Source organism: Devosia sp., assembly GCF_024707125.1.
Classification (GTDB): Bacteria; Pseudomonadota; Alphaproteobacteria; order Rhizobiales; family Devosiaceae; genus Devosia.
Genome location: NZ_JANQAH010000007.1, coordinates 52,280 through 76,672, shown reverse-complemented (window position 1 = coordinate 76,672; position 24,393 = coordinate 52,280). Strand labels below are relative to the sequence as shown.

Sequence of the window (24,393 nt, the reverse complement as noted above, 5' to 3'; positions counted from 1 at the left end):
GCATCGGTCATCATGATTTTTTGGGGTCTTCGCGTTTGGTCGGCCGAACGGCAACGACGCTATCGACACGCAGGTCGATGACGTCGAGGTCGCGCTGGAGCAGTTGATATTCGGATTGGTAAGCGGCGAGTTTTACGAGCGCCTGGGCGACGCCCTGCTCGGGAAGCTGGATGCGGAGGCCGGTCTCGTAGATCATGTCCCAGCGCCGGTCGGCGATGCGGGACAGGGCGACGAGACCGTCCTGCAATTGCGGGACGTGGCCGAGGGCGCGGATCATGACAAGGGCATCGTCGGCAGCGCCATCGCCGATGACGAGCGGCAGATCGCCATAGGCGCCGCTATCTTCGCCGATCTGTGCACCGGTGGAATCGATCACGAAGGTGATGCCGTCGACCCGCCAGCGCGCGACGGGCACGTGTTCGGTTACGGCTACCGAGACATCAGCCGGATAGGTCTTGCGGACGGTTACGGTGTCGATGGCCGGAAGCTCGGAGATGCGCTCGCGCGCCGCCTCGACGTCAAAGGCCAGCGTTGACGTATCGGGCTGAATGCCGAGGGCGTCGAAAATCGCCTGTTCGGAGGTCAGGGTCTGGCCGGAAATGGAAATCTCGCCAACCGAGAGGCCAGCTTCGGTAAAACCGCCCTGGGCCAGGGTCGAGAGCGCGCCGATGCCGGTGCCGATGGGCTCATGGGCAGCATAGACCGCCGTCGCGCCAGCCAGCAGGCCGGCAACCAGGAAGGAGCGACGAATGGCGGCGCCATGAAGGACGAAGGCGCGATTGAAACGGTTATTGACGCGCTGCAGGGGGGAGCGGCGTGCGGGGACAGGTAGTGTGCGGGGATCGACGGGACGGGCCCCGGCGAAAAATGCCTCGCTCTTTACCTGTTGCAACTCGCATCCTCCACCAGCCAGGCACATAGCTCCGAATAGGAGTGGCCCGCATGAGCAGCCTGTTCGGGCGCCAGAGACACCTCGGTCATACCCGGCTGGGTGTTGATTTCGAGGAGTACCAGTTCACCATCCTCGCCTGCCGCATCATTGTAGCGGAAATCGCACCGCGTCAGTCCGCGACAGCCGAGTGCCGCATGAGCGGCTAGACTGAATTGTTGCACTTTGTCGTAAATTTTCGGTTTCAACTGAGCAGGCAGAACGTGGACGGCGCCACCTTCGCTGTACTTGGCTTCGTAGTTGAAGAAGGTGCGGTCGGTGACGATTTCGGTCACGCCAAGGGCCACGTCACCCATGACGGCGCAGGTGAGTTCGCGGCCGGGAATGAAGCGTTCCACCATCATCTCTTCGCCCGAGGTCCAGTCTTCGCGCAGCAGTTCCTGCGGCGGGTGGCTGGTTTCGGCCTTGACGATGAAGACGCCGAAGCTGGAGCCGTCGGCGATGGGCTTGATCACGTAGGGCGGCGCCATGGCATGGGCGCGGGCGGCTTCGGCGCGTGATACGATGACGTGATCGGTGACCGGGATGCCGGCTGCCTTGAAGAGGATTTTCGCCTGATGCTTGTTCATGGCGAGGGCCGAGGCCAGCACGCCCGAATGGGTATAGGGGATTTCGAGAAGTTCGAGCACGCCCTGGATATAGCCGCCTTCGCCGAAGGGGCCATGGAGAGCGTTGAAGGCGACATCGGGTTTCAGGGCCGCAAGGACCTGGACGACATCGCGGCCGACATCGACTTCGGTTACCTGGTAGCCGGCCTTGCGCAGGGCGGCGGCGCAGCCGGCGCCGGTGCGGAGGGAAACGGGGCGCTCATTGTTCCATCCACCCATGAGGACGGCGACGTGCTTGGTCATTTCGTTTCCTCGCCGATGAGTGCGCCAAGTTCACCTGGCAAGGCGGCGGCCCATTGGGTGATGTTGCCGGCGCCGAGGCAGACGACGTAGTCGCCATCTGCGACGCGCGAGGCGATCAGGGCGGCAAGGTCTTCGGGCTTGTTCAGCACGCGGGCGTCGCGATGGCCTCGGGCGCGGATGCGGTTGACCAGTTCTTCGTGGGTGACGCCCGGCAGCGGCTGTTCGCCGGCGGCGTAGATCGGGGCGACGATGACGGTGTCGGCATCGTTGAAGCAGGCGGCGAAATCATCGAAGAGATCGTGCACGCGGGAGAAACGGTGCGGCTGGACCACGGCGACGACATCGCGGCGGGCGGATTGGCGCGCGGCCTTGAGCACGGCGGCGATTTCGACCGGGTGGTGGCCGTAGTCGTCGATGACGGTGACGCCGCCGACTTCGCCGGTCTTGGTGAAACGGCGCTTGACGCCCGTGAAACCCTTCAGACCCTTGCGGATGGCTTCGGCGGGAACGTGGAGCTGATCGGCCACGGCGATGGCGGCAGTGGCGTTGAGAGCGTTGTGGATGCCGGGCATGGGCAGTTCGAGGCCGTCGATGCGGAGCTGCGTCTGGCGGATGCGGTCGCGGATTTCGACGGAGAAATGCTGCACGCCGTCGCGGTTCTCGATATCGAGGAGGCGCACGTCGGCCTGCGGGTTGCGGCCATAGGTGATGACGCGGCGATCACGGATTTCGCCGACGAGCGACTGCACCTCGGGGTGATCGAGGCACATGACGGCGAAGCCGTAGAAGGGCACGTTTTCGACGAACTGGTGGAAGGCCTTTTTCACGCCTTCGAAGTCGCCGTAGTGGTCGAGGTGTTCGGGGTCGATATTGGTCACCACAGCGACGTCGGCGGGCAGCTTGATGAAGGTGCCGTCGGACTCGTCGGCTTCCACGACCATCCATTCCCCTGCCCCGAGGCGCGCATTGGTGCCGTAGGCATTGATGATGCCGCCATTGATGACGGTGGGGTCGAGATTGCCGGCGTCGAGGAGCGTGGCGACAAGGGTCGTCGTCGTGGTCTTGCCGTGGGTGCCGCCGATCGCGATGGCGGTCTTGAAGCGCATGATCTCGGCGAGCATTTCGGCACGGCGCACGATTGGCAGCGCGCGGGCGCGGGCAGCGACCAGTTCGGGATTGTCTTTCTTGATCGCCGAGGAGACGACGACGACTTCGGCTTTGCCGAGGTTATCGCCGCTCTGGCCGATTTCGACCTTGATGCCCATATCGCGCAGGCGCTGGACATTGGGATTGAGCGAGGCGTCGGAGCCCTGGACCGTATAGCCCTGGTTGTGCAGGATTTCGGCAATGCCGCTCATGCCGATGCCGCCGATGCCGATGAAGTGGACCGGGCCGATATTGCGGGGCATTTTCATGAGGCGGATTCCAGTGTGTTTGTGCCCTGGCCGGCCAGGCTTTCAGCGAGGTCGGCGAGCTTTTCAACGGCGCGGGGCTGACCAAGGGCTTGCGCGGCCTTGGCTGCCTTGGCGAGGCTTGTGGGGTCGGTAAACAGTGCTTCGAGGCGAGTGGCAAGCGATTGCGGCGAAAGCGCGGCCTGTTCCATCACCCAGCCGCCGCCGCCCGCTTCAACCACAAGAGCATTGTTCTTCTGGTCGGCATCGAGCGCGCCGGGCAGCGGAATGAGGATCGAGGGGCGACCGATGACGGTCAGCTCGGCAATAGTCGACGCGCCGGAGCGGCCGATGACCAGATGGCTTTGCGCAATGCGCTCGGGCAGATCGGTGAAGAAGGGTGCAAGTTCGACGCTGGTGCGCGACTGGCGATAGGTTTTGGTGACGCGGTCGAGATCTTCCTGACGCACCTGCTGCACGATGCGAAGGCGCGAGCGCAGGGTATCGGGCAGGAGCGAGATCGCTTCGGGCACGATGTCCGAAATGGCGCGTGCGCCCTGGCTGCCGCCGAAGACGACAAGGTTGATCGGGCTGGTTGCGGAAAGCTCGGGAAAGGGGCTGGCGGCGATGGCACGAACGCGGTCGCGGACGGGATTGCCGGTGAGCACTTTTTCAAGGCCCTGATCATCGGCAAAGCGGGTTTTGGCAAAGCTCAGGGCGAGCACGTCGGCAAAACGGCTGAGGGCGCGGTTGGCGCGGCCCATGACGGCGTTCTGCTCGTGGAGAATGCCCGGCACGCTGAGGAGGCTGGCCGCAATAAAGGGCGGGAAGGTCGGATAGCCGCCGAAGCCGATGACTGCGTCCGGCCGCAGCGCACGCAGGATGCCGAAGGATTTGGCGACGCCCTTGGCAATCGTAAAACTGGCACCGGCGAACTTGAAGGGATTGGTGAGGCTCGGCGTGGCCGAGGGGACCATGTGGATGCGACGGGCCGGGAAATCCTGGCCGTAGCCTTCGACGCGATGGTCGGTCATCAGCTCGACAGCATGGCCGCGCCGGATCAGTTCCTGCGCAAGCGCCATGGCGGGAAAGAGATGGCCGCCGGTACCGCCGGCCATGAGTACAAAAGTCTTCATTCGGCGGGAGCGACCACGGCGCTGCGGTAGGATGGGATGCCGGTAGTCATGCGCTCCTCGGGCTTTGTTCTTGTCATGGCCAGCATCAACCCCATGCCGAAGGCGACGGCAAGCATGGACGTGCCACCATAGGACACGAATGGCAGCGTCATGCCCTTGGGGGAATCAGGTTGAGATTCACCGCGAGGTTGATGCCCGACTGCATGGCAAACTGGATGGCGATTGTGGAGGCGGCAAGGCGGGCAAAAAGGCTTTGCTGGCGCTGCGCACCCATCATGGCACGGAGCACGATGAAGGCGATGAGGCCGACAAGCGCCATGCAGAAGAGAATGCCGTATTCGCCGGCAGCGGCGGAGAAGACATAGTCGGCATGCGCGTCGGGGATGAGCTTCTTGGCCATGGACTCGCCGGGGCCGCGACCGAACCAGCCGCCCTCGGCGAGCGACTGCAGGGCGCGGTCGATCTGATAGGTATTGCCGCCGCCTTCGGGGTTGAGAAAGGTATCGATACGGCGCGCGAAGTGCGGGAAGAAGGCATAGGCACCGACGAGCAGGCCACCGGCAGCACCGGCGAGGCCAATGATGATCCACCAAGAAATGCCGGAGAGGAACAGCAGCACGGCCCAGGTGGCGAGGATCAGTGCGGTCTGGCCGATGTCCGGCTGGAGCAGCAGGCCCGCGACGATGACGAGCATGAGCGCCGTGGCGATGAGACGGCCGGGCACGTTGCGGTGGATCATGTATTCGGAAAAGAGCCAGGCGCCGATGACGGCAAAGGCGGGTTTTACGAATTCCGATGGCTGCACGGATTGGCCGGCAAAGGACATCCAGCGGCGGGCGCCCTTCACTTCGGTGCCGAAGCGGAGCGTGGCCCATAGGAGGATCGTCATGACGATGAGGGTGCCGAGGGCTGCGAAACGGGCTTGTCGATGGCTGAGGAGCGAGGTGGCCAGCATGACAGGCACGGCGAGCGCGCAGAACATGGCGTGGCGAATGACGAAGTGCCATTCGTTGAGACCGATGCGCTCGGCGACCGGCGGGCTGGCGGCGAGGCTGAGGACCATGCCGCAAATGAGGAGCAGGATCAGGCCCGAAAGCAATTCGCGGTCAATCGACCACCACCATTCGGCGAGGGGCGTTTTTTCGGCGCGGGAGAACATCATGTGGCTGGGCCGGCTACTCGATACAAACTGTATTGGATTGTACCGAGTGGTGGTTACCGATTTGGTAAGGGATTTCGCGTTTTGCGAGTCAGAATGGCCATCTCGGTGTCATTCCCGCGCAAGCGGGAATCCCGGTTTTGTGGCCGGAAACAGAGATCCCCGCTTTCGCGGGGATGACACCGTGGGTTTGGATAGCTTGCGGTTCGCCTAGCGCAGCTTGAGGCTCGACAGCCCGATCAGCGCCAAGACGAACGAAATAATCCAGAACCGTATGACCACCTGACTTTCGGTCCAGCCGAGGTGCTCGAAATGGTGGTGGATGGGCGCCATTCGGAAGACGCGCTTGCCGGTCAGGCGGAACGACGTCACCTGAACGATCACCGAGACGGTTTCGAGCACGAAGAGGCCGCCGATGATGGCGAGGACGATTTCGTGCTTGGTGGCAACGGCGATAGTGCCGAGCGCGCCGCCAAGGGCCAGGGAGCCGGTGTCGCCCATGAAGATCTGAGCCGGAGGGGCGTTGAACCAGAGGAAGCCGAGGCCGGCGCCGATTAGTGCGCCGCAGACGACGGCGAGTTCGGCGGTGCCGGGCACGTTGTTGAGCAGCAGGTAGTCAGCATAGTTCACGCTGCCGACGAGATAGGCGATGAAGCCGAAGCAGGCGGCGGCGACCATGACCGGGACGATGGCTAGGCCATCGAGACCGTCGGTGAGATTGACCGAGTTACCGGCCGCAACGACGACGAAGCCGCCGAAGAGGATGTAGAAATAGCCGAGGTTTACGGCCAGATCTTTCACGAAGGGGAAGAGCAGCGAGGTACCGTAGGAGCCGGCAGCGAGCTGGGAAATGGCGAAGGCGGCGATGCAGCCGATCGCAGCTTCGAGGAGCAGGCGCTGTTTCGAGCCGAACCCCTTGTGGCTCATACGCTTGACCTTGAGGTAGTCGTCGTAAAAGCCGATGGCGCCAAAACCGATGGTGACGAAAAGCACCACCCAGACATAGCCATTGCTCAGGTTCGACCAGAGCAGGATCGAAAAAACCGCGCCCGACAGGATCATCAGACCGCCCATGGTAGGCGTGCCCTTCTTGGTGAGAAGGTGGGTCTGCGGACCGTCTTCGCGGATCGGCTGGCCCCTGCCCTGCTTGAGGCGCAGAAGCGCGATCATGCCGGGGCCGAACATGAAGACGAAGAACAGCGCCGTAATCACGGCTCCCGCGGTACGGAAGGTGATGTAGCGGAAGACGTTGAACGCGGCGAGGGAGTCACCCAACTGGCCGAGAAAATAGAGCATGCTCTCTTAAAGTCCTGCTTGGGCGGCAGGACCAATCGACCTTCAGCTGATGCTGGCCTGCAAATGGAAGTCTTCTCTGCGCTTCCGGTGCTCACGTACTTAAACGTACGCTCCGCTCCGGTTCTCGAAAACCGCCATTTTCGTCTCAGCCTGAGCTGAAGGTCGATTGGTCCTTAACGCTGTTCAAACTTGTCTTTGATGGCGGCAACAAGGCGGGAGAGCCCAATGCCGTTCGATCCTTTGACCATAACTGCATCACCATAGGCAAGCGCCGCAAGTAGTTCCGGCAGGCCTTGTTCTATGCCTGTGAAATGCCGGGAAAAGAGGGCTGCGGGCAGCGCTTCGGCGAGGCGCGCCATATTGGGGCCAACGAGATAAACCTTGTCCGCACCGCTCGCCCGCACGGTGTCGGCCAGCCCCGCATGGAGGGCAGGACCGGCTTCGCCCAATTCGAGCATGTCGCCGAGTACGACAACCTTCTGGCCATTGGGCGCGAAGACGGAACCGAAGACGTCGAGGGCGGCCGTCATCGAGGCGGTATTGGCGTTGTAGCTTTCGTCGATGAGGAGAAGCGGTTTTTCTTTTGGCCCCAGGTGGATGCGTTGGCCGCGCCCTGGCTGCGGACCGAAGCCAGCGAGCGCGCGGAGGGCCGTTTCTGGAGCGATACCGGCAAGGCTCGCGACAGCAAGCGCGGCGGTGGCATTGCTCAGCATATGCCGGCCGGCAACGCCAATGGTGAGGGCATAGCGACCCTCGCCATTGAGCACTGTGGCAAAGCTATGCTCGCCTGCCGTCTCGGCGTCGACAATCTGCCAATCGGTGCCGCGGGCAAAGCCAAAGGTGACGACGCGCCCGACGCCAGCCGCCTGGGCGGCTTCGAGGAGGATGCCGATCTGGGGATGGTCGGCATTGATGACAGCGGTGCCCCCGGGTTCCAGACCATCGAAAATCTCGGCCTTGGCGCGAGCAATGGCTTCGAGGCTCCCGAGCTTTTCGAGATGTGCGGCAGCGACGGTGGTGATGACGGCGATGTGGGGGCGCACCAACTGGCTGAGGGGGCGGATTTCGTCGGGGGCGTTCATGCCCATTTCGAAGACGCCGAACTGGGCCGTTTCGGGCATGCGGGCTAGCATCAGCGGCACGCCCCAGTGGTTGTTGAAACTCTTGATGGAAGCGTGGGTTTCGCCCGCTGCCTCGAAGACGATGCGGAGGGCTTCCTTGGTGGTGGTCTTGCCGACGCTTCCGGTGACACCGACGATCAGGGCCCGGCTGCGGGCGCGGGCGGCGCGGGCGAGGTCGACGAGACCGCCCAGCGCGTCCGGGACAGTAATGCGCCCTGCCCCGGTGCCGCGGCTGACGAGGGCGGCTGCGGCGCCATTGGCGAGAGCGGTATCGACGAAATCGTGGCCATCGAAGCGATCGCCCTTGATGGCGACGAAAAGCGCATCGGGGCCGATTTCGCGGGAATCGATGGAAATGGAGCGGATGGCGTCGGCTTCAATGCCCTCGGCGCGGCCGCCGGTGGCTTCGAGGACGGCGTCGATTGTGTAGAGAGGTTGGGTCATGGCGTCTTCCGCGTTGGCACCGCGTCGAACTCGATGTGACACCTCCCCCTTGACGGGGGAGGATGGGAGGGGGTGCTCACCACCCTATCGTTCAGGGCGCGCCATACCCCCTCCCCGCCCCTCCCCGCAAGGGGGAGGGTGAAGAAGGGTCGAGCGCGCCGGGACGTCTCGTTAGCCCTTGATCGCTTCAGCGACCACTTCGTGGTCGGAGAAGTGGTGCTTGGTGGTGCCGATGATCTGGTAGGTTTCGTGACCCTTGCCGGCGACGAGCAGGACGTCGCCCTTTTGCAGGGACTTGATGGCCGACTCGATAGCCTTCTTGCGATCGGCAATTTCCCCGGCCCCTTTTGCCTCGGCCAGGATCTGGGCGCGAATGGCAGCGGCGTCTTCGGTGCGCGGATTGTCGTCCGTCACGATGACGTCATCGGCAAGTTCGCTGGCAATTGCGCCCATTTGCGGGCGCTTGCCCTTGTCGCGGTCGCCGCCGCAGCCGAAGACAACGCGGAGCTTGCCCTTGACGTAGGGACGCAGCGTGCTGAGCGCGGTGCGCAGGGCTTCGGGCTTGTGCGAATAGTCGATGAAGATTGCAGCGCCCTTGTACTCGCCGACGAGTTCGAGGCGGCCGACGGCGCCAACAAGCTTGGGGAGAGCGGCAAAGGCATCGTTCTTGTCGACGCCGGAAGACATGGCGAGAGCCGCTGCGATCAGGGCGTTCGAGACCTGGAATTCGCCGGGAATGTGCAGGTGGAAGTCCACCAGCTCGCCGATATGGCGGATCTGCACGCGCTGGCCATAGGCCTCGGGCTTGATCGAGATGATCTCGATATAGGCCCCTTCCCGGCCGACGGTGAGCAGGGTCGCGTTGGCCGAGAGCGCGGCGAACATGAAGGGTTCGTATTCGGGATCGTCGACATTGACGATGGCGGCACCACCATCGACCAGGAGATCGGAGAAGAGGCGCAACTTGGCGTTGCGGTACTCGTCCATGTCCTTGTGGTAGTCGAGATGGTCGCGGCTGAGATTGGTGAAGGCAACGGCTTCGAAGTGAATGCCATCGAGCCGGCGCTGGTCGAGGCCATGGCTGGAGGCTTCGACGGCGACGTGGTCGACACCCTGGGCGCGGAGGGCGCGGAGAGCCTGGTGCAGCGTACGCGAGTCAGGCGTCGTCAGTGCACCTTCGATGGTGCGGGTGGCGGTCTGCACGCCAAGGGTGCCGACGCTGGCGCCGGGCACTCCGGCATGATCCCAGATCTGGCGCACGAAGGAGGCGACGGAGGTCTTGCCATTGGTGCCGGTGACGGCAACCGAGATTTCCGGCTGCGGTTCGAACACGCGCGAAGCAGCGCGGGCATAGGAGGCGCGCACGTCCTTGACCACGATCACCGGCACGCCGGGATCGCCCACGGGGGCCGTATCGGTCACGATAGCGAGGGCGCCGCGATGCACGGCGTCTTCGATGAACTCATTGCCGTGGACCTTCTGGCCCGGCAGAGCGAAGAAGATATCTCCCGGCTCGATGCGACGGCTGTCCGAGTTGAGGCCAAAGACCGTGCCCAACCCCTTCTTGGGGCGGGCGCCAGAACCTTCGAGCAGTTGCGAAACGCTAAGAGACACGAATCAATATCCTTCTGGAAAGATCCGCCTGACTTCTGGCGGAACGATCTGCTGATCAAGCAATCCCTGGAAATCCGGGGCAATACCAAGCATGGGTGCCACACGCTGCACAACCCGGCCGGTCAGCGTCCCGGCGTTCCAGCCGGCGGTGGTGCCGGACTGTGGGTTCTCCGCCTTCGGCTCGTCCACCATGATAACAAGCGCATAGCGCGGGTTATCGAGGGGGAAAGCCGAGGCAAAAAAGTTGGTGACCTTGTTGGACGAATAGCGGCCGTCGACGACCTTTTCGGCCGTACCGGTCTTGCCGCCAACGCGATAGCCCTGCGCGGCCTTGTTCATCTGCGAACCGGAGCCGCCAGTCGAGATGGCGTTGAGGCGCATGAGGTAGCGCATGTAGGCGCTGGTCTGGGGCTGGATGACCCGCTCATAGAGGGGTTCGGCGTCAGCCACGCTGCGCTTGTAGAGGGTCGGCGCGATGTAATTGCCGCCGTTGACGAAGGCGGCATAGGCCGTGAGCATATGGAGCGGTGAAACCGAAAGACCGTGCCCGAAGGAGGCCGTAGCGGCGCCGACTTCGGAGAGTTCCTTGGGAACGCTGGGGACACGCATTTCAGGCAGTTCGAACTGCACGCGCTCATCGAACTTCATGCGGCTCAGGAAGGCGCGATAATTGTCCTTGCCCATCGCCTGCATGATGCGGATCGTGCCGATATTGGACGAGTATTTGTAGACCTCGGGCAGGCTCAGGATGCGGTGCTTGCCGTGGAAATCGTCAATGGTGTAGCGGCCGAAACGAACGCCATAGCGGGCGTCGAACTCGTCGGTAATCCCGACCATTCCGCTATCGAGCGCACCGGCCAGCGTGACCGTCTTGAAGATCGAGCCCGGCTCGAAAATGCCCGAGGTGACGCGGTTGAACGTGTCTTTGACCAGCGCGGAGGCAGGGTCGTTCGGATTGAAATCCGGCAATGACGCCAGGGCGACGATTTCGCCGGTATAGATATCCATCATCGCGCCGGCGGCGGCGATGGCCTGATAGCGGGTCATGGCATCGGTAAGCTGGTCGTGCAGCACGTGCTGCACACGCATGTCGATGCTGAGTTCAACCGGAGTCAGCGCATTGCCACGCGCCAGGCCCAGTTCCTGCAGCAGCGCGATGGATTCGGTGTCCATGTGGCGTTCGATGCCGGCAATGCCCTGGTTGTCGACATTGGTCGAGCCGAGGACGTGCGAGGCCTCGTTCATGGCCGGATAGAAGCGCTTGGATTCGGTGATGAAGTCGATGCCTGGAATGCCGAGGCGCATGACCTGCTCTTCGATCGCCGGGGTCAGCTCGCGCCTGAGCCAGACAAAGCCCTTGTCGCCGGTCAGGCGGTTGCGCAGCCAGGCCTCGTCGAGATCAGGCAGCACTGTGCGGAGTTTTGTCACCGCTTCTTCGATATCGATGATGCGACGCGGCTCGGCATAAAGCGAAGGCACGCGAATATCGACGGCCATTTCGAGGCCGTTGCGATCAAGGATCGGCGGACGAGTCGCGGTGATGGCGTCGCGCGTCTGGCCTTCGATGGTGGTGTCGGTTTCGGCCATGCCGAGCTGGACAAGGCGCCCGCCAACGGCAGCAAAGCCGAGAACCAGCGCCAGGATCATCCAGCGGATGCGGGCCTGGGTGAGATTGCCGCGCGCCTTGCGCACGCCGTCGAGCGAAATGGTGGGGGCAAGACCGTCTGCGGTGATGGTCATTCGATCCCCTCCAATTCGAGAATTGCGTCAATCGGATCGACACCCGCATCGATGGCGAGGAACAGCGCATCCATAGCGGCTGTGTCGGGCTTGGCTGGGCGCATGGGCAGATCGGCAAACGAACCGAACTGTTTCTGCTGCACCTGGCTGACACCGAGTTCGGCCTCGTGGCGGCGCACGATGGGCTCGACATAGCCGGGCTGGTTGAGCACCGCCCAATCGGCCTTGAGCGTGGTCAGATCGTCTTCCTGCTCGGAAATATGGATCTGCAGTGCAGTGCGCTCGGCGGCGGTGCCTTCGATGGAGAATTTCAGCATATAGACGCCGACCAGCATGACGATACTGGTGCAGATCAGGAAAATATTGAGGCGCCGGATCATGCAGCCCCCCTGACGACGGGCACGCCGAGCTGATCATGCGATACCGCGCGGGCATCGACGCCGGTACGGACGGCGCTGCGCAGGACCGACGAGCGAGAGCGCGGATTGCGGTCGAGCTCGGCAGCACCGGGCTTGATCGCCTTGGCGACGGGATCCCAGCGACGCGGATCGAGTTTGACCTGCGGCAGGTGGCGCGACTGGGCGGGGCCGCCCTTGTCGGGGTCGAAGAAGCGTTTGACGATGCGATCTTCCAGCGAATGGAAGCTGACGACAGCGAGAATACCGCCCTCGCCCAGCAAGCGCTCCGCGGCAAAGAGACCTTCGACGAGCTGATCGAACTCACCATTGACGGCAATGCGCAGGGCCTGGAAGGAGCGCGTGGCGGGATGCGCGTCACCCGGCTTGCGGCCGATGGCCTTTTCGATGATGCGAGCAAGTTCGAGCGTCGTCGCTATCGGGGCAGTTTCGCGGGCAGCAACGATGAACTGAGCGATGCGGCGCGACTTGCGCTCTTCGCCGAAGGCAAAGAGCAGGTTTGCCAGCTCTTCCTGTTCGAGATTGTTGACGAGATCGGCAGCGCTTTCGCCCGACTGGCTCATGCGCATGTCGAGCGGCCCTTCGCGCATGAAGGAAAAGCCGCGCTCACTCTCATCGAGCTGCATGGAGCTGACGCCGATATCGAGCACGACACCATGAATGGGCGCGTGGGGCGTCGCGAGCACATCGAGCTCGGAAAACGTGCCGGGGACGAACTGGAATCGACCCGGAAAATCGGCCGCCAGTTTGTCGGCATGCGGCTTCACATTGGGATCGCGGTCGATGGCAATGACTTCGGCGCCGGCTTCGAGCAAGGCGCGCGAATAGCCGCCTGCGCCAAAAGTGCCATCAACGACGCGCCGGCCAGCAAGCGGCGCAAATGCAGCCACAACCTCGTCCAGAAGGACGGGGATGTGAGGCGCATTCATCACCGGGGATTCGGGCAGGTGCCGCTTGCCCATACTGACCAAAACTCCACTTCAGGCCGCAGTAAAACGACCATGCAGACCATTCCCGACAATTGCATGGGGACGCTTAAGATTCTGTTTCCCATTGGCCGCCAGCGCCCGCGGCAAAGGAAAAATGGCCCGGCAAAACCGGGCCATTTCAGAGAGTTACTCAGGAAGCGCCCAACCGGGCTTTCTTCTGCTGGGGCAGTTTTTCGCCAGCAAAGCTGCGATCGCCCTTGGCGTCGCGCAGGCGAGTCGGCAGCCCCATGGTTTCGAGCAGACCCAGGAACGGCACGGGCGGCAGCTCCTCGATATTGGCCATGTGGTGGCAATCCCACTCGCCTTTGGCGATCAGCATGGCCGCCGCAACAGCAGGAACGCCGGCCGTATAGGAAATGGCCTGGCTGCCCGTCTCGGCAAAGGTCTCTTCATGATCGCAGATGTTGTAGATCAACATCTCGGCGTCGGCGCCGTTGCGCTTGCCCTTGATCAGATTGCCGATGAAGGTTTTTCCCACATAGTCGGGGGCGAGCGAAGCGGGATCCGGGAGAACGGCTTTCACGACCTTGAGCGGCACGATCTCCTGGCCTTCGGCGGTGAGAACCGGCTTTTCGGAGAGCAGGCCTAGGTTTTTCAGGACCGTGAAGACGTTGATGTAGTGCTCGCCAAAACCCATCCAGAAGCGGATGTCGGGCACACCGAGATTGGCCGAAAGCGAGTGCACCTCATCGTGGCCGGTGAGATAGGTCTTGTGCGAACCGACAACGGGCAGATCGTCCGTGCGGCTGACCTCGAACATCTCGTTTGATGTCCACTGGCTGTTCTGCCAGCTCCAGACCGTGCCGGTAAACTCACGAAAATTGATCTCGGGATCAAAATTGGTCGCGAAATAGCGGCCATGGCTGCCGGCGTTCACATCGATGATGTCGATGGAATCGATCCGGTCGAAATAGTGCTGCGAGGCCAAGGCCGCGTAGGCATTGACGACGCCGGGGTCGAAACCTGCACCCAGAACGGCGGTGATCCCTTTACGCTCGCACTCCTCGCGGTGCTTCCACTCGTAATTGCCGTACCAGGGCGGCGTTTCGCAGATTTTTGACGGGTCTTCGTGGATAGCCGTGTCGATATAGGCCGCGCCCGTCTCGATGCAGGCGCGCAGAACCGACATGTTGAGGAAAGCCGAACCGGCATTGAGCACGATCTGGCTTTTGGTGCGCCGGATCAGAGCCTTGGTGGCTTCGACATCCATGGCGTCGAGCCGATGGGCGGCGATCAGCCCAGGGCGCTTCAGCACCTTGCGCTCAAGGATGCCGGCAATGATGGATTCGCATTTTTCGACGGTGCGGGAGGCGATGTTGATGTCACCCAGGACATCATTGTGCATGGCAGCCTTAGCAGCTGCGACCTGCGCGACACCTCCGGCACCGATGATCAGAATGTTCTTTTTCAATTGGCACGAAACACCTTCTTGGTGGTGGACATTGCCCAGCCGGGATCAGGAGAGGCTGGAGACGTAATCGGCATAGTCGAACTCGCGCACGAGCTCGATTTCACCGTTTTTCCGACGGATGGCGATACCTGGCATGTTGACGCCGTTGAACCAGTTCTTCTTCACCATCGTGTAGCCGCCCGCATTGAGCAGCGATATGCGACTTCCAACGCTCAAAGGCTCCGGAAAGTCGAATTCCCCGAACACATCGCCCGCGAGACAAGACTTGCCGGCGATGAAGTAACGGTGTGGGCCAGCGTCGGGCGCAACAGCGGCGCTCTGCCGGTAGATCAGCAGATCGAGCATATGCGCTTCGACGGCGCTGTCGACGATGGCGACAGGTTTGCCGTTTTCGACGATGTCGAGAACGCTGACTTCCAGCGTGGTCGTGTCGGTAACGGCCGTGTCGCCGGGTTCGAGATAGACCTGCACGCCGAAGCGCTGGGCGAACGCCTTGAGGCGCACAGCAAGGCCTTCAATGGGATAGCCGGGCTTGGTGAAATGAATGCCGCCACCAAGGCTGACCCAATCGAGACGCTCAAGCAGATAGCCGAGCTTGGTTTCGAACTGGTCGAGCAAAGCCGAAAAGGCTTCGAGCGAGTCGTTCTCGCAATTGCAGTGCAGCATGAAGCCCGAGACGCGATCCATCACGGATTCAACGCGATCGAGATTCCATTCGCCGAGGCGGCTGAAGGGGCGTGCGGGATCAGCAAGATCGAAATGGGAGTGGCTGACGCCTGGATTGACGCGGAGGCCTACGGGCAGATGCCCTGCCCTTTCGGCAAAGCGCTCGAGCTGGCCAACCGAATTGAAAATGATCTTGTCGGCATTGGCGATGGCTTCGTCGATCTCGCCATCGGACCAGGCGACGGAATAGGCATGGGTCTCGCCGCCGAACTTTTCGCGGCCGAGTTTTACCTCGTTGAGCGACGAGGAGGTCGTGCCATCCATGTGGGGGGCCATCTGGGCGAAAGCGGACCAGGTAGCAAAACACTTCAGGGCCAGCAGGCACTTGGCGCCTGATTGTTCCCGGAGCTGGTCGATAAGTTTGAGGTTCCGATCGAGGGCAGTTTCGTCGATCAGATAGTATGGTGTGGCCAGAGGCATCGCGCTCAAACTCCTACAGCGTGTGCCGCCGGTCTACGGCGGAAAAAAGCGAAGGGTTCGCCTTAAAGCCATGAGGGGGAGCGCGCAAGTGCGGGGCGCCGCGCATCACCTATGCCAGAAAAGGAAAAGCCCCGGGCCGGGAGGTCCAGGGGCTCAAACATTGGCGCTGATGCGCACTACGATCGATCAGACGACAGCCGGGGGAGTAGGCGTGTCTTGGTTCGTTGTCGGCGACAGCGATTCCGTCGCACAGAGCGAGCTGTCCTTGAATACGCAGTCGTTCACGTCGGTCGTGGATGCTGCAAAGGTCGGGGCCGCAGTGGCCGAAATGAGGAATGCAGCGACAACGCCTGCAAGAAGGGCTTTCATAGGGGATGGCCTTTTTTTGGAAACGACGAGGCTTCTAGAGCCCTCGTCTTGCTCAAGCGTTACCGCAAAGAGCAAAATTGACCCGCGGCGGCTCTGATCGCGTAGCTCTGGCTGGCTACTCTCAGGGCCGTCGCCGGATGTGCCAGACACTCAAGCGAAGGCTCGAGGGTCTCAGTGTTCAGGCCCTAAGGCCGAAGCGTTTAGACGGTTGGGACCAGCGACTCGGTCTTGCAGAGGGTCTTGTCCTTGAAAACGCAATTGTCGCCCGAGGTCTGGGCGAAGGACGGGGTAGCAACGCCGGCAACCATAACCGAGGCGACGACGAGAGCGATGATCTTCTTCACTTGATGTCTCCGTGTGTGTTGACGAACGGAGATTAGCTATCCCAGCATTGCAGCAACATTGCGTGTGGCTAAAATCAGACAATAAAATCATGAACTTACCGCAATGTACCGGCAATGTAGATTAACCCAAAGTCACGACTGTGGCGTGTCGCGGGCTTTTTTGTGGCGATATGATGACAGGAAGGAGGTCAGCGCCAGTTGACCTATAAGCCGGGTTCTGTAGGGCCGCGCCGAGGCGCGACGTGGTGACCATTCATCTGAGGCGCCTGTTGCCAGGACGCTCGTGCAACCAACCCGGATGATCTGGCCTCAAAACAGGCTGGGGCCGAAACCCCGCGTCATCCCTATTTGGTCTTGCTCCCGGTGGGGTTTACCGTGCGGTCCCTGTTGCCAGGCACCCGGTGCGCTCTTACCGCACCCTTTTCACCCTTACCTCGGCAGGCCGAGGCGGTTTGCTTTCTGTGGCACTTTCCCTGGGGTCGCCCCCGGCGGCCGTTAGCCGTCACCGTGTTTCGAAGGAGCCCGGACTTTCCTCCGGCAGCAGGTTACCCCACTGCCAGCGGTCACCCGGTCAACTGGCGCGCCGATGTAGGGGCGCACCCTGCCCCGCGTCAAGCGCGAAGATCAGGTGAGGAGCGGCTGCGGGCGCGGCTTGGTAATGGCCTGATAGGCAAGGTTGATCGCGGCCATGCGGGCGGTGGCAACGTCGATCAGCTCTTCGGGCACGCCCTTGGCGATCAGGCGATCGGGGTGATGCTCGGCAACGAGCAGGCGATAGACGCGGCGGACTTCTTCCGGCGGCGCTTCATGCGACAGGCCGAGAACCACGTATGGGTCGACGCCCTCTTCGAGCATGACGTGCTGCGAGGCGATCTGCTCGAAGCGCACTTCGTCGAAGCCGAAAATCGTGCTTACGGAGCGCAGGTAGTCGAGCTCGGCTTCGTGCACGAGCCCATCGGCCGTGGCAATGAAGAACAGGCCATCGAGCACATGTTCCAGCGTCTCGGGCGTATCGGCAAAGAAACGCGCGACCTTGCGGGCATAGGCTTCGTAGCCGGCGACGTCTTGCTTGGCGAGATTGAACAGGCGCTCGACCTGAGGCTCCTGGCCCTTGGTGATTTCCACGGTGGCGTTGAAGGCGCGCACTTCGGAGGCGGTCACGGCGCCATCGGCCATGGCCATCTTGGCCGAAAGGGCGATCAGGGCGAGCGTGAACGCAGCCTCGCGCCCACCGGGCAGCCAGGTGTCGGGATCAAGGATATTGGCAATGTGGCCCGCTACGCCCGTGCGGCGCGAAAACGAGCCGAGGAAGCTCGAAAGCTTCTGCCAGACATCGCGATTTTCTTCCGCCTTGCGTACGCAGCACAACATCTGCTTGGCCCTCACGCCGGTCGAGTCAGCCCAAATGATAGGACGCGCAGATTATCTGTGCATTGCGCCGCGGTCCATGCCCTCTCGTGCATGGGAGCCGCTCGCTCTTTGCCGATCAGAATGGCGTGTAATAGACATCGTCCTCGCTATAGCGCCGGATGGGACGATCGTTTTGCGGGCCCTCGTCGAGCCAGAAGCCGTTGCTGTCATAGGCCGGCACATTCTGCTGCACCCGGTAAGTGGCGCTGCTCTGCTGGCCGCGACGGGCGAGGAATTCGTTGAGAGGGCCTGATTCCCAATCTTCGAGATCTTCGGCGCTGACGAAATCGGCCGGCTGCTGTTGCGTCGGCATGATCGGCGCAGCTGTCGGCTGATCGATGATCAGAGGCTGGTTCGAGGCCAGCGGAACCGAAACGGGCTGCGGCCGCATGGAAAGCGGCATCGGCATCGGTGCGGCCTTGGCCGGCAGGGCGGCAACCTGCTCGGCGGGGGCCGGAATTGTGGTGGCAGGCGACGTCGTTACGGCCTGCGCGGGCTGTTCGGCGGTTGGCGTGGTGACGGGCTTGGCAGGGGCCGCGGTCGCAGGAGCATCCGCGCCTGTAATATAGCTCGGCAGCGGCTTACCGGACTGCAGGAAACCGGAAACTGGGTCTGAAGCGCTGGCAACTACCTGCGGCTTGGCAGCAGGCGTCGGAGCGGTCTTCGGTGTGTCGGCCACCACGGGCTTGGTCACGGCCGGCGGCACGACGGCAGCGACCTCCGCAGCAACGGGTGCCGCGTCGACAACCGCAACGCTGGGCGTATCGGAACCAGCAAAGGTACCGGTGAGATAATCGGCAACAGGAATGCCAATGACGAGCAGCGCCCCGGCCCAGGCGAGGCCATTGGTCAGGCGGCGATCCATCTTCATAGGTCTAGTCGGCTCCGCTTTGCGTCGCGAGTGATCCGCCCTTCAAGGCGAACTTGGTGGCCATTTTATGAACCACCAGTTCACATTCTTTTGCCGCCAACAAGCTGAATGAAAGCTGAACGCCGGTTTAGTCAGGCCGGCGACCCAGCAAACGTGCCAGTGCCAGCACCAGATTGGAGCGGTTGAGCGTGTAGAAGTGGAACTCGGTGACACCCTCATCGAGGAGCTCCGTCACCTGTTCGGCGGCGACCGCCGCGGCGACCAGGGCATGCGTATCCGGGTCATTCTCGAGGCCCTCGAAACGCTCGGCCAGCCAATCGGGAATCGATGCGCCACAACGGGCCGCGAAACCGGAAATCTGCTTGAACGAGTGGATCGGCTGGATGCCGGGCACGATGGGCGCCTTGACGCCGGCCTTGCGGGCACGATCGACGAAACGCAGATAGTCCGAATTGCGGAAGAACATCTGCGTGATGGCGCGATTGGCGCCGGCGTCGATCTTGCGCTTGAGGTTGTCGATATCCTCGGCCCAGCTCCCGCTTTGCGGGTGCTTTTCGGGATAGGCGGCGACAGAAATGTCGAAGTCGCCGAGCTTGCGAATGCCGGCCACGAGGTCGGCGGCGTTCTGGTAGCCCTGCGGGTGCGGCGAGAAGGGCTTGCCGATGCCTTCCGGCGGATCGCCACGCAAGGCGACGATGCTTTTCACGCCAACTTCGGCAAAGCCGCGGACAACCTCGTCGATTTCATCGCGAGTGGCGCCGACGCAAGTGAGGTGCGCAGCCGCCGGCACACCGGTGTCGGAGGTGATGTGACGCACCATGCGCAGGGTACGTTCGCGGGTGGAGCCCCCTGCCCCATAGGTCACGGAGACAAAGCGGGGCTTTAGCGGGGCGAGTTTGCCGATCGATTCCCAGAATTTTTCTTCCATCGCATCGGTCTTGGGCGGGAAGAATTCGAAGGAAATCTGCAACTCGGGGCGCTTGTCGGCGGTCAGGCGACTGGCTCGGAGGTCGTCGTCGATCATTGGTCTATTCCGTCTTTGCGCGGTCGCTGAGGCGCCAGAGGCATACCGTCAGCCCGCCATCCATGTTCTTGCTGGGGAATTCGCGCATGGACTGCACGTGCAATCCCGCCGCTTCCGCCCAGCCGGTCATCTGCTCCTGCGACAGGCCAAGCCGGCGATGGGCATGTTCGCTGCGCAGGAATTCGAGGGCATGCGGGGCAAAATCCACGATCAGGATTTCGCCGCCGCTTTTGAGCAGGCGTCGCGCCTGCCCCAGCATTCGGCCGGGATCGTCGAAATAGTGCAGCACTTGATGGATCACCACCACATCGGCAAGGCCGATGGCGGAATCGAGGGCAGCAATGTCGCCAAGACGCACCTGGGCCTGGTTGAGCCCGGCAGCAGCAAGGCGCGAGCGCGCGACGGCGAGCATTTCGCGGCTCGAATCGACGCCGATGGCGCGCTTGTAGACGGGCGCCAGAAGTTCGAGCATGCGGCCGGTGCCGGTGCCGAGATCGACGAGGAGGTCGACGACACGATCCCTGAGGGCTTCGAGCAGTGCCGCTTCGACGGCCTCCTCGGGCACATGCAGGGTTTTGAGCAGATCCCAGCTTTCGGCAACCTTGGCGAAATAGGCTGTCGCCAAAGCCTGCTGCGCGGCGAGCGCGGCGGCCTGCCGGTCGCGGTCGCGCTGGCGCTCGGGATTGTTGTGATCGATGCGGGCGACGAGCCAGCGGGCCAGTTCCGCGCCATGGCCGTGCGGGGCGAGACCATAATAGGCCCAGGCGCCTTCGGCGTGGCGCTGGATAAGGCCGGCATCGGCCAGAAGCTTGAGGTGGCGGGAGACGCGGGGTTGGCTCTGGTCGAGGATCTCGGTAAGATCCTTGACGGAATGATCGCCATCGGCGAGCAGCGCCAGAAGCCGCAAGCGCGTGCTCTCCCCCGCTGCCTTCAATACACCGACCAGTTCAGACACACTCTGCCTCGCGCACAAGATATAAAGATATCTTTATATCTAGCTGCAAAGCGAGGTCTAGTGTTTTTTCATCTCCGACGCGTCGTGGAGATTGATAGCGGAGTGAAGGCAGACGAAAACGCCGCGGCAAGGGCCGCGGCGATTGAGGCTAGGCCGTCATTGCCTGTGGCTCTTGGATATGAGCCGTCGCCGCTGCCGGGTTTTTGCGCCGGAAGGAATGGGCGCGCCACAACTCGAAGATGTTCCGGGCCTCTTCCTCATCCAGCGCCTCGAAGCGGCTGACCATCATGGTTTGATGATCATCGGTGGGCAGATCGCGCCAGGGCAAGGTGGGGGCAATGGCCCCGAAAAGGTCGGACTGGAGACCCGCGGCGCGCAGGGCAACGGTAACGGCGGCATAGTCCTGGCTGGCGAGCCACTTCACCACGATTTCCGGAGCGACGCGCAGCATGACTGCGATGGCGGCGGCGGCGTGGTGGCCATAGCCGAAGCGGGCAAAGCGGGCCAGAGCACGATCATCAAGTTGCTTGCGGTCGGTCAGTGCGCGCACTTGATTATAGGCGACCTTCCACTCCTGCGCATTGAAGCCAGCACGGTTGCGGATGCGCTTGTAGACAACGGCATTGACCTTGCCGGCCGTAATCGGATCGAAGCGGCCATCGACCTCGCCGAGCGTTTCGAGGACTTTGTCGGCCACCGAGTCGATTTCGCCGCGCAACGATTTCCAGTCGATCTCGGCGCGATTGCGAAGATCTTCGGCAATGGCGGCGTCGTGGCTGGCCCGTTCGACGAGCTTTTCAAGCGCGGTGCGGCCGATCTCGGCATTGGCATTGCGAACCAGCTTGATGACCGAGGTGGCGTCGCCGTGTTCGACGACGGCCTCGCTGACGCGTTCGGTAACCGCGGCGCGACCGGCAATGGCGGCACGATGCGCTTCGGACTGTTTTTCGATGATGTCGATCAGATCGTCATCGCTGAGCACGTTGGAAAATTCCAACAACGGCCGGGCGACTTCGATGTCGTCATTGGCGAGCTTGACCACCACCGTGCCGGGAGCACGCTGTAGCGGCGCCAGGATTTTCGCGACATGGGCGCGGGCTTCGACTTCGACCAATTCGGCGAGGAGACAAAGCGCCTCGTCGTACTGCACAACTTGCTCATCGTCGCACCGGTCGGAGACAAAGCTGAAGAGCTTGGCCATGTTGCGGAACAGTTGATCCCGCTCCGAATGGCTATCTTCGCCATTCAGCACACGAAAGCTCGCAAATGCTCGGCGGCCTTCTTCAAATTCACTCATAACCTTCTCCGGGCGGGATGCCGCATAGATGGAGTCAGGGTGCTCGCAGAGTCGCTTGGGAGTACTGAAGGCAGCGAAAGGCAATTGATTCAAATTGCTGGATTCACAGGGGCCAAGAAAAAGGGCCCCGGAGATTTCCCCCGAGGCCCAATTTGTTCTCGCTAGTACGAATTAGAGCAGATCGAAGCGGTCCGCGTTCATGACCTTGGTCCAGGCGGCCACAAAGTCGGTGACGAACTTGGTCTGAGCATCGCCGCTGGCATACACTTCGGCCAGGGCGCGGAGCACCGAGTTGGAACCGAAAGCCAGGTCAACGCGCGTTGCGGTCCACTTGACTTCACCGCTCTTGCGATCGGTGCCTTCGTAGAGCGTCTTGGCATCGGAAGTCGCCTTCCACTGCGTGCTCATGTCGAGGAGGTTGACGAAGAAGTCGTTCGTCAGAACGCCCGGACGCTTGGTGAAGACGCCATGCTCGGTGCCGCCGACATTGATGTTGATGGCACGGAGGCCACCCACAAGCACGGTCAGTTCGGGCGCCGTGAGCGTAAGGAGCTGTGCGCGGTCGAGCAGCACGACTTCGGCGGGAGCCGCCAGAGCCGGGTTCTCGTAGTTGCGGAAGCCATCGGCGGGCGGCTCGAGGTAGTCGAAGCTCGCAGCATCAGTCTGCTCGGCAGACGCGTCGGTGCGGCCGGGCGTGAAGGGCACGGTCACATCGTGTCCTGCAACGCGAGCGGCCTGTTCGATACCGGCATTGCCGGCCAGAACGATCAGGTCGGCGAGCGAGATCTGCTTGCCGCCACGAGCGTTCTGGTTGAACTCGGTGCGGATGGTTTCGAGGGCTTCGAGAATGCGTGCCAGTTCGAGCGGCTGGTTGACCGCCCAATCCTTCTGCGGAGCAAGGCGAATGCGGGCACCGTTGGCGCCACCGCGCTTGTCGCCACCGCGGAAAGTCGAGGCGGAAGCCCAGGCGGTGCCGACGAGATCGGAAACCGACAGGCCCGAGGCCAAAACCTTCTGCTTGAGGTCGCTGATGTCAGCGGCGTCGACGAGAACGCCAGTGGCGGCCGGGATCGGGTCCTGCCAGATCAGCTCTTCCTTCGGCACTTCCGGGCCGATGTAGCGCGTACGCGGGCCCAGATCGCGGTGGGTCAGCTTGAACCAGGCGCGAGCAAAAGCCTCTGCAAAGGCCTGCGGGTCTTCGAGGAAGCGGCGCGAGATCTTTTCGTAGATCGGGTCGAAACGCAGCGACAGGTCCGTGGTCAGCATGGTCGGACGGTGCTTCTTGGCCGGATCGTGAGCATCCGGAATGACAGCATCAGCGTCCTTGGCTTCCCACTGGATGGCGCCAGCCGGGCTGCGGGTCTGCACCCATTCGAACTTGAAGAGGTTCTCGAAGAAGAAATTGCTCCACTGGGCCGGAGTCTGGGTCCAGGTGACTTCGAGGCCGCTGCCGATAGTGTCAGCGCCGTGGCCCGTGCCATAGGAGCTGGTCCAGCCAAAGCCCTGCTCGGCGAGATCAGCCGCTTCAGGATTGACGCCCTTGTAGGATTCAGCCGAAGCGCCATGGGTCTTGCCGAAGGTGTGGCCGCCGCCGATCAGGGCAACGGTCTCTTCGTCATTCATCGCCATGCGCTTGAACGTTTCGCGGATGAATTTTGCGGCCGAAAGCGGATCGCCATTGGCGCCCGGACCTTCCGGATTGACGTAGATCAGGCCCATTTCGGTGGCGCCGAGACCGCGGTCGAACTTGTCGAGCGGACGGTGCTGCAGCCACTCGGTTTCGGTGCCCCAGTTGACGTCTTCATCCGGTTCCCAGGTGTCTTCGCGACCACCGGCAAACCCGAAGGTGCGGAAGCCCATGGTTTCGAGCGCGACATTACCGGCGAGGATCATCAGATCGGCCCAGGAAATGCTCTGGCCGTACTTCTGCTTGATCGGCCACAGCAGGCGACGCGACTTGTCGATATTGACGTTGTCAGGCCAGCTGTTGAGCGGGGCAAAACGCTGCTGACCACGGCCACCGCCGCCGCGGCCATCGCTCAGGCGATAGGTGCCGGCGCTGTGCCAGGCCATGCGGACGAACTGCGGACCATAGTGGCCAAAATCTGCCGGCCACCAGTCCTGCGAGTCGGTCATGAGCTTGCGCAGGTCGTTCTTGAGCGCCGCATAGTCGAGCTTCTTGAACGCTTCGCGATAGCTGAAGCCGGAATCGAGCGGATCTCGACTTGGACGAGTGCTGGTTCAGCAGGTCCGTTCGCAGCTGATTGGGCCACCAGTCGCTGTTGGCGCGCACCTTTGCGGCGCCATGATCCACCGGGCACTTGCCGGCGGGGGCCTCGCCGTGGGGAGAATTCGTCGTATCGGTCATATAGGGGCTCCTTTGCTGCTGAGGCGCGTTATATTCAGGTGACAACCATTGGGCCAATCGATAATTCTTTCTCCACCGATAGGAAGAAATTA

The 24,393-nt window shown here is 62.4% G+C and carries 20 protein-coding genes, 1 other RNA gene and 1 pseudogene; all 22 read right to left on the bottom strand.

The window, feature by feature from the left end:
* Nucleotides 1-10: 10 nt before the first annotated feature.
* Entirely contained in the window at nucleotides 11-892 is an 882-nt protein-coding gene (locus tag NVV77_RS05545) for an FtsQ-type POTRA domain-containing protein (RefSeq protein ID WP_295411488.1), read from the bottom strand.
* On the bottom strand, nucleotides 880-1,800 hold the full coding sequence (locus NVV77_RS05540) for a D-alanine--D-alanine ligase (RefSeq protein WP_295411487.1): 921 nt from the start codon (nucleotides 1,798-1,800) through the stop codon (nucleotides 880-882). Before NVV77_RS05540 ends, NVV77_RS05545 begins: the two co-directional genes overlap by 13 nt.
* A complete protein-coding gene (gene murC, locus NVV77_RS05535; RefSeq protein ID WP_295411486.1) occupies nucleotides 1,797-3,215 on the bottom strand; it encodes a UDP-N-acetylmuramate--L-alanine ligase in 1,419 nt (472 codons plus the stop codon). Before murC ends, NVV77_RS05540 begins: the two co-directional genes overlap by 4 nt.
* On the bottom strand, nucleotides 3,212-4,327 hold the full coding sequence (murG, locus tag NVV77_RS05530; protein ID WP_295411485.1) for an undecaprenyldiphospho-muramoylpentapeptide beta-N-acetylglucosaminyltransferase: 1,116 nt from the start codon (nucleotides 4,325-4,327) through the stop codon (nucleotides 3,212-3,214). The genes murC and murG overlap by 4 nt, the downstream gene beginning before the upstream one ends.
* The gene (locus NVV77_RS21900; protein WP_367178593.1) at nucleotides 4,324-4,479 is read right to left on the bottom strand and encodes a hypothetical protein; all 156 of its coding nucleotides are present in this window, start codon (nucleotides 4,477-4,479) and stop codon (nucleotides 4,324-4,326) included. The genes murG and NVV77_RS21900 overlap by 4 nt, the downstream gene beginning before the upstream one ends.
* Entirely contained in the window at nucleotides 4,476-5,489 is a 1,014-nt protein-coding gene (locus NVV77_RS05525; protein ID WP_367178592.1) for an FtsW/RodA/SpoVE family cell cycle protein, read from the bottom strand. Before NVV77_RS05525 ends, NVV77_RS21900 begins: the two co-directional genes overlap by 4 nt.
* Nucleotides 5,490-5,696: 207 nt before the next feature.
* Nucleotides 5,697-6,782: a phospho-N-acetylmuramoyl-pentapeptide-transferase gene (mraY, locus tag NVV77_RS05520; protein WP_295411484.1), complete on the bottom strand. Its 1,086-nt coding sequence runs from the start codon at nucleotides 6,780-6,782 to the stop codon at nucleotides 5,697-5,699.
* A gap of 173 nt (nucleotides 6,783-6,955) precedes the next feature.
* Complete coding sequence (gene murF, locus NVV77_RS05515) at nucleotides 6,956-8,347, bottom strand: UDP-N-acetylmuramoyl-tripeptide--D-alanyl-D-alanine ligase (protein ID WP_295411483.1); 1,392 nt, start codon at nucleotides 8,345-8,347, stop codon at nucleotides 6,956-6,958.
* A gap of 171 nt (nucleotides 8,348-8,518) precedes the next feature.
* Complete coding sequence (locus NVV77_RS05510) at nucleotides 8,519-9,961, bottom strand: UDP-N-acetylmuramoyl-L-alanyl-D-glutamate--2,6-diaminopimelate ligase (RefSeq protein ID WP_295411482.1); 1,443 nt, start codon at nucleotides 9,959-9,961, stop codon at nucleotides 8,519-8,521.
* A 3-nt stretch (nucleotides 9,962-9,964) separates the two neighbouring features.
* Nucleotides 9,965-11,701: a penicillin-binding protein 2 gene (locus NVV77_RS05505; protein WP_295411481.1), complete on the bottom strand. Its 1,737-nt coding sequence runs from the start codon at nucleotides 11,699-11,701 to the stop codon at nucleotides 9,965-9,967.
* Nucleotides 11,698-12,081, bottom strand: coding sequence for a hypothetical protein (locus NVV77_RS05500; protein WP_295411480.1), 384 nt, complete (start codon nucleotides 12,079-12,081; stop codon nucleotides 11,698-11,700). Before NVV77_RS05500 ends, NVV77_RS05505 begins: the two co-directional genes overlap by 4 nt.
* Complete coding sequence (rsmH, locus tag NVV77_RS05495) at nucleotides 12,078-13,079, bottom strand: 16S rRNA (cytosine(1402)-N(4))-methyltransferase RsmH (protein ID WP_295411479.1); 1,002 nt, start codon at nucleotides 13,077-13,079, stop codon at nucleotides 12,078-12,080. Before rsmH ends, NVV77_RS05500 begins: the two co-directional genes overlap by 4 nt.
* 157 nt (nucleotides 13,080-13,236) lie before the next feature.
* A complete protein-coding gene (locus NVV77_RS05490) occupies nucleotides 13,237-14,517 on the bottom strand; it encodes a saccharopine dehydrogenase family protein (RefSeq protein ID WP_295411478.1) in 1,281 nt (426 codons plus the stop codon).
* A 45-nt stretch (nucleotides 14,518-14,562) separates the two neighbouring features.
* The gene (locus NVV77_RS05485) at nucleotides 14,563-15,663 is read right to left on the bottom strand and encodes a carboxynorspermidine decarboxylase (protein ID WP_295411477.1); all 1,101 of its coding nucleotides are present in this window, start codon (nucleotides 15,661-15,663) and stop codon (nucleotides 14,563-14,565) included.
* Nucleotides 15,664-16,232: 569 nt separating this feature from the next.
* Nucleotides 16,233-16,376, bottom strand: coding sequence for a hypothetical protein (locus NVV77_RS05480; RefSeq protein ID WP_295411476.1), 144 nt, complete (start codon nucleotides 16,374-16,376; stop codon nucleotides 16,233-16,235).
* Nucleotides 16,377-16,566: 190 nt separating this feature from the next.
* An RNA gene (rnpB, locus tag NVV77_RS05475) (RNase P RNA component class A) lies at nucleotides 16,567-16,955 on the bottom strand.
* A 45-nt stretch (nucleotides 16,956-17,000) separates the two neighbouring features.
* Nucleotides 17,001-17,747: a DnaJ family molecular chaperone gene (locus NVV77_RS05470; RefSeq protein ID WP_056309759.1), complete on the bottom strand. Its 747-nt coding sequence runs from the start codon at nucleotides 17,745-17,747 to the stop codon at nucleotides 17,001-17,003.
* Between the two features lie 115 nt (nucleotides 17,748-17,862).
* Nucleotides 17,863-18,657 (bottom strand): hypothetical protein, encoded by a 795-nt coding sequence (locus NVV77_RS05465; protein WP_295411475.1) that lies wholly within the window; start codon nucleotides 18,655-18,657, stop codon nucleotides 17,863-17,865.
* Nucleotides 18,658-18,784: 127 nt separating this feature from the next.
* Complete coding sequence (gene metF, locus NVV77_RS05460; RefSeq protein ID WP_295411474.1) at nucleotides 18,785-19,681, bottom strand: methylenetetrahydrofolate reductase [NAD(P)H]; 897 nt, start codon at nucleotides 19,679-19,681, stop codon at nucleotides 18,785-18,787.
* Between the two features lie 4 nt (nucleotides 19,682-19,685).
* Nucleotides 19,686-20,636, bottom strand: a complete 951-nt coding sequence (locus NVV77_RS05455; RefSeq protein ID WP_295411473.1) for a metalloregulator ArsR/SmtB family transcription factor — start codon at nucleotides 20,634-20,636, stop codon at nucleotides 19,686-19,688.
* 148 nt (nucleotides 20,637-20,784) lie between these two features.
* Entirely contained in the window at nucleotides 20,785-21,933 is a 1,149-nt protein-coding gene (locus tag NVV77_RS05450) for a DUF2336 domain-containing protein (RefSeq protein ID WP_295411472.1), read from the bottom strand.
* 171 nt (nucleotides 21,934-22,104) lie between these two features.
* Nucleotides 22,105-24,301: pseudogene (gene katG, locus NVV77_RS05445) on the bottom strand (catalase/peroxidase HPI).
* Between the last annotated feature and the right edge of the window lie 92 nt (nucleotides 24,302-24,393).

Coding starts and splice junctions, on each gene's coding strand:
- NVV77_RS05500 (WP_295411480.1), bottom strand. CDS start 12,081: ATGATCCGGCGCCTCAATATTTTCCTGATCTGCACCAGTATCGTCATG.
- NVV77_RS05505 (WP_295411481.1), bottom strand. CDS start 11,701: ATGACCATCACCGCAGACGGTCTTGCCCCCACCATTTCGCTCGACGGC.
- rsmH (WP_295411479.1), bottom strand. CDS start 13,079: ATGGGCAAGCGGCACCTGCCCGAATCCCCGGTGATGAATGCGCCTCAC.
- murF (WP_295411483.1), bottom strand. CDS start 8,347: ATGACCCAACCTCTCTACACAATCGACGCCGTCCTCGAAGCCACCGGC.
- NVV77_RS05485 (WP_295411477.1), bottom strand. CDS start 15,663: ATGCCTCTGGCCACACCATACTATCTGATCGACGAAACTGCCCTCGAT.
- NVV77_RS05450 (WP_295411472.1), bottom strand. CDS start 21,933: ATGAGTGAATTTGAAGAAGGCCGCCGAGCATTTGCGAGCTTTCGTGTG.
- NVV77_RS05525 (WP_367178592.1), bottom strand. CDS start 5,489: ATGATGTTCTCCCGCGCCGAAAAAACGCCCCTCGCCGAATGGTGGTGG.
- NVV77_RS05465 (WP_295411475.1), bottom strand. CDS start 18,657: ATGAAGATGGATCGCCGCCTGACCAATGGCCTCGCCTGGGCCGGGGCG.
- mraY (WP_295411484.1), bottom strand. CDS start 6,782: ATGCTCTATTTTCTCGGCCAGTTGGGTGACTCCCTCGCCGCGTTCAAC.
- metF (WP_295411474.1), bottom strand. CDS start 19,681: ATGATCGACGACGACCTCCGAGCCAGTCGCCTGACCGCCGACAAGCGC.
- murG (WP_295411485.1), bottom strand. CDS start 4,327: ATGAAGACTTTTGTACTCATGGCCGGCGGTACCGGCGGCCATCTCTTT.
- murC (WP_295411486.1), bottom strand. CDS start 3,215: ATGAAAATGCCCCGCAATATCGGCCCGGTCCACTTCATCGGCATCGGC.
- NVV77_RS05540 (WP_295411487.1), bottom strand. CDS start 1,800: ATGACCAAGCACGTCGCCGTCCTCATGGGTGGATGGAACAATGAGCGC.
- NVV77_RS05470 (WP_056309759.1), bottom strand. CDS start 17,747: ATGTTGTGCTGCGTACGCAAGGCGGAAGAAAATCGCGATGTCTGGCAG.
- NVV77_RS21900 (WP_367178593.1), bottom strand. CDS start 4,479: ATGACGCTGCCATTCGTGTCCTATGGTGGCACGTCCATGCTTGCCGTC.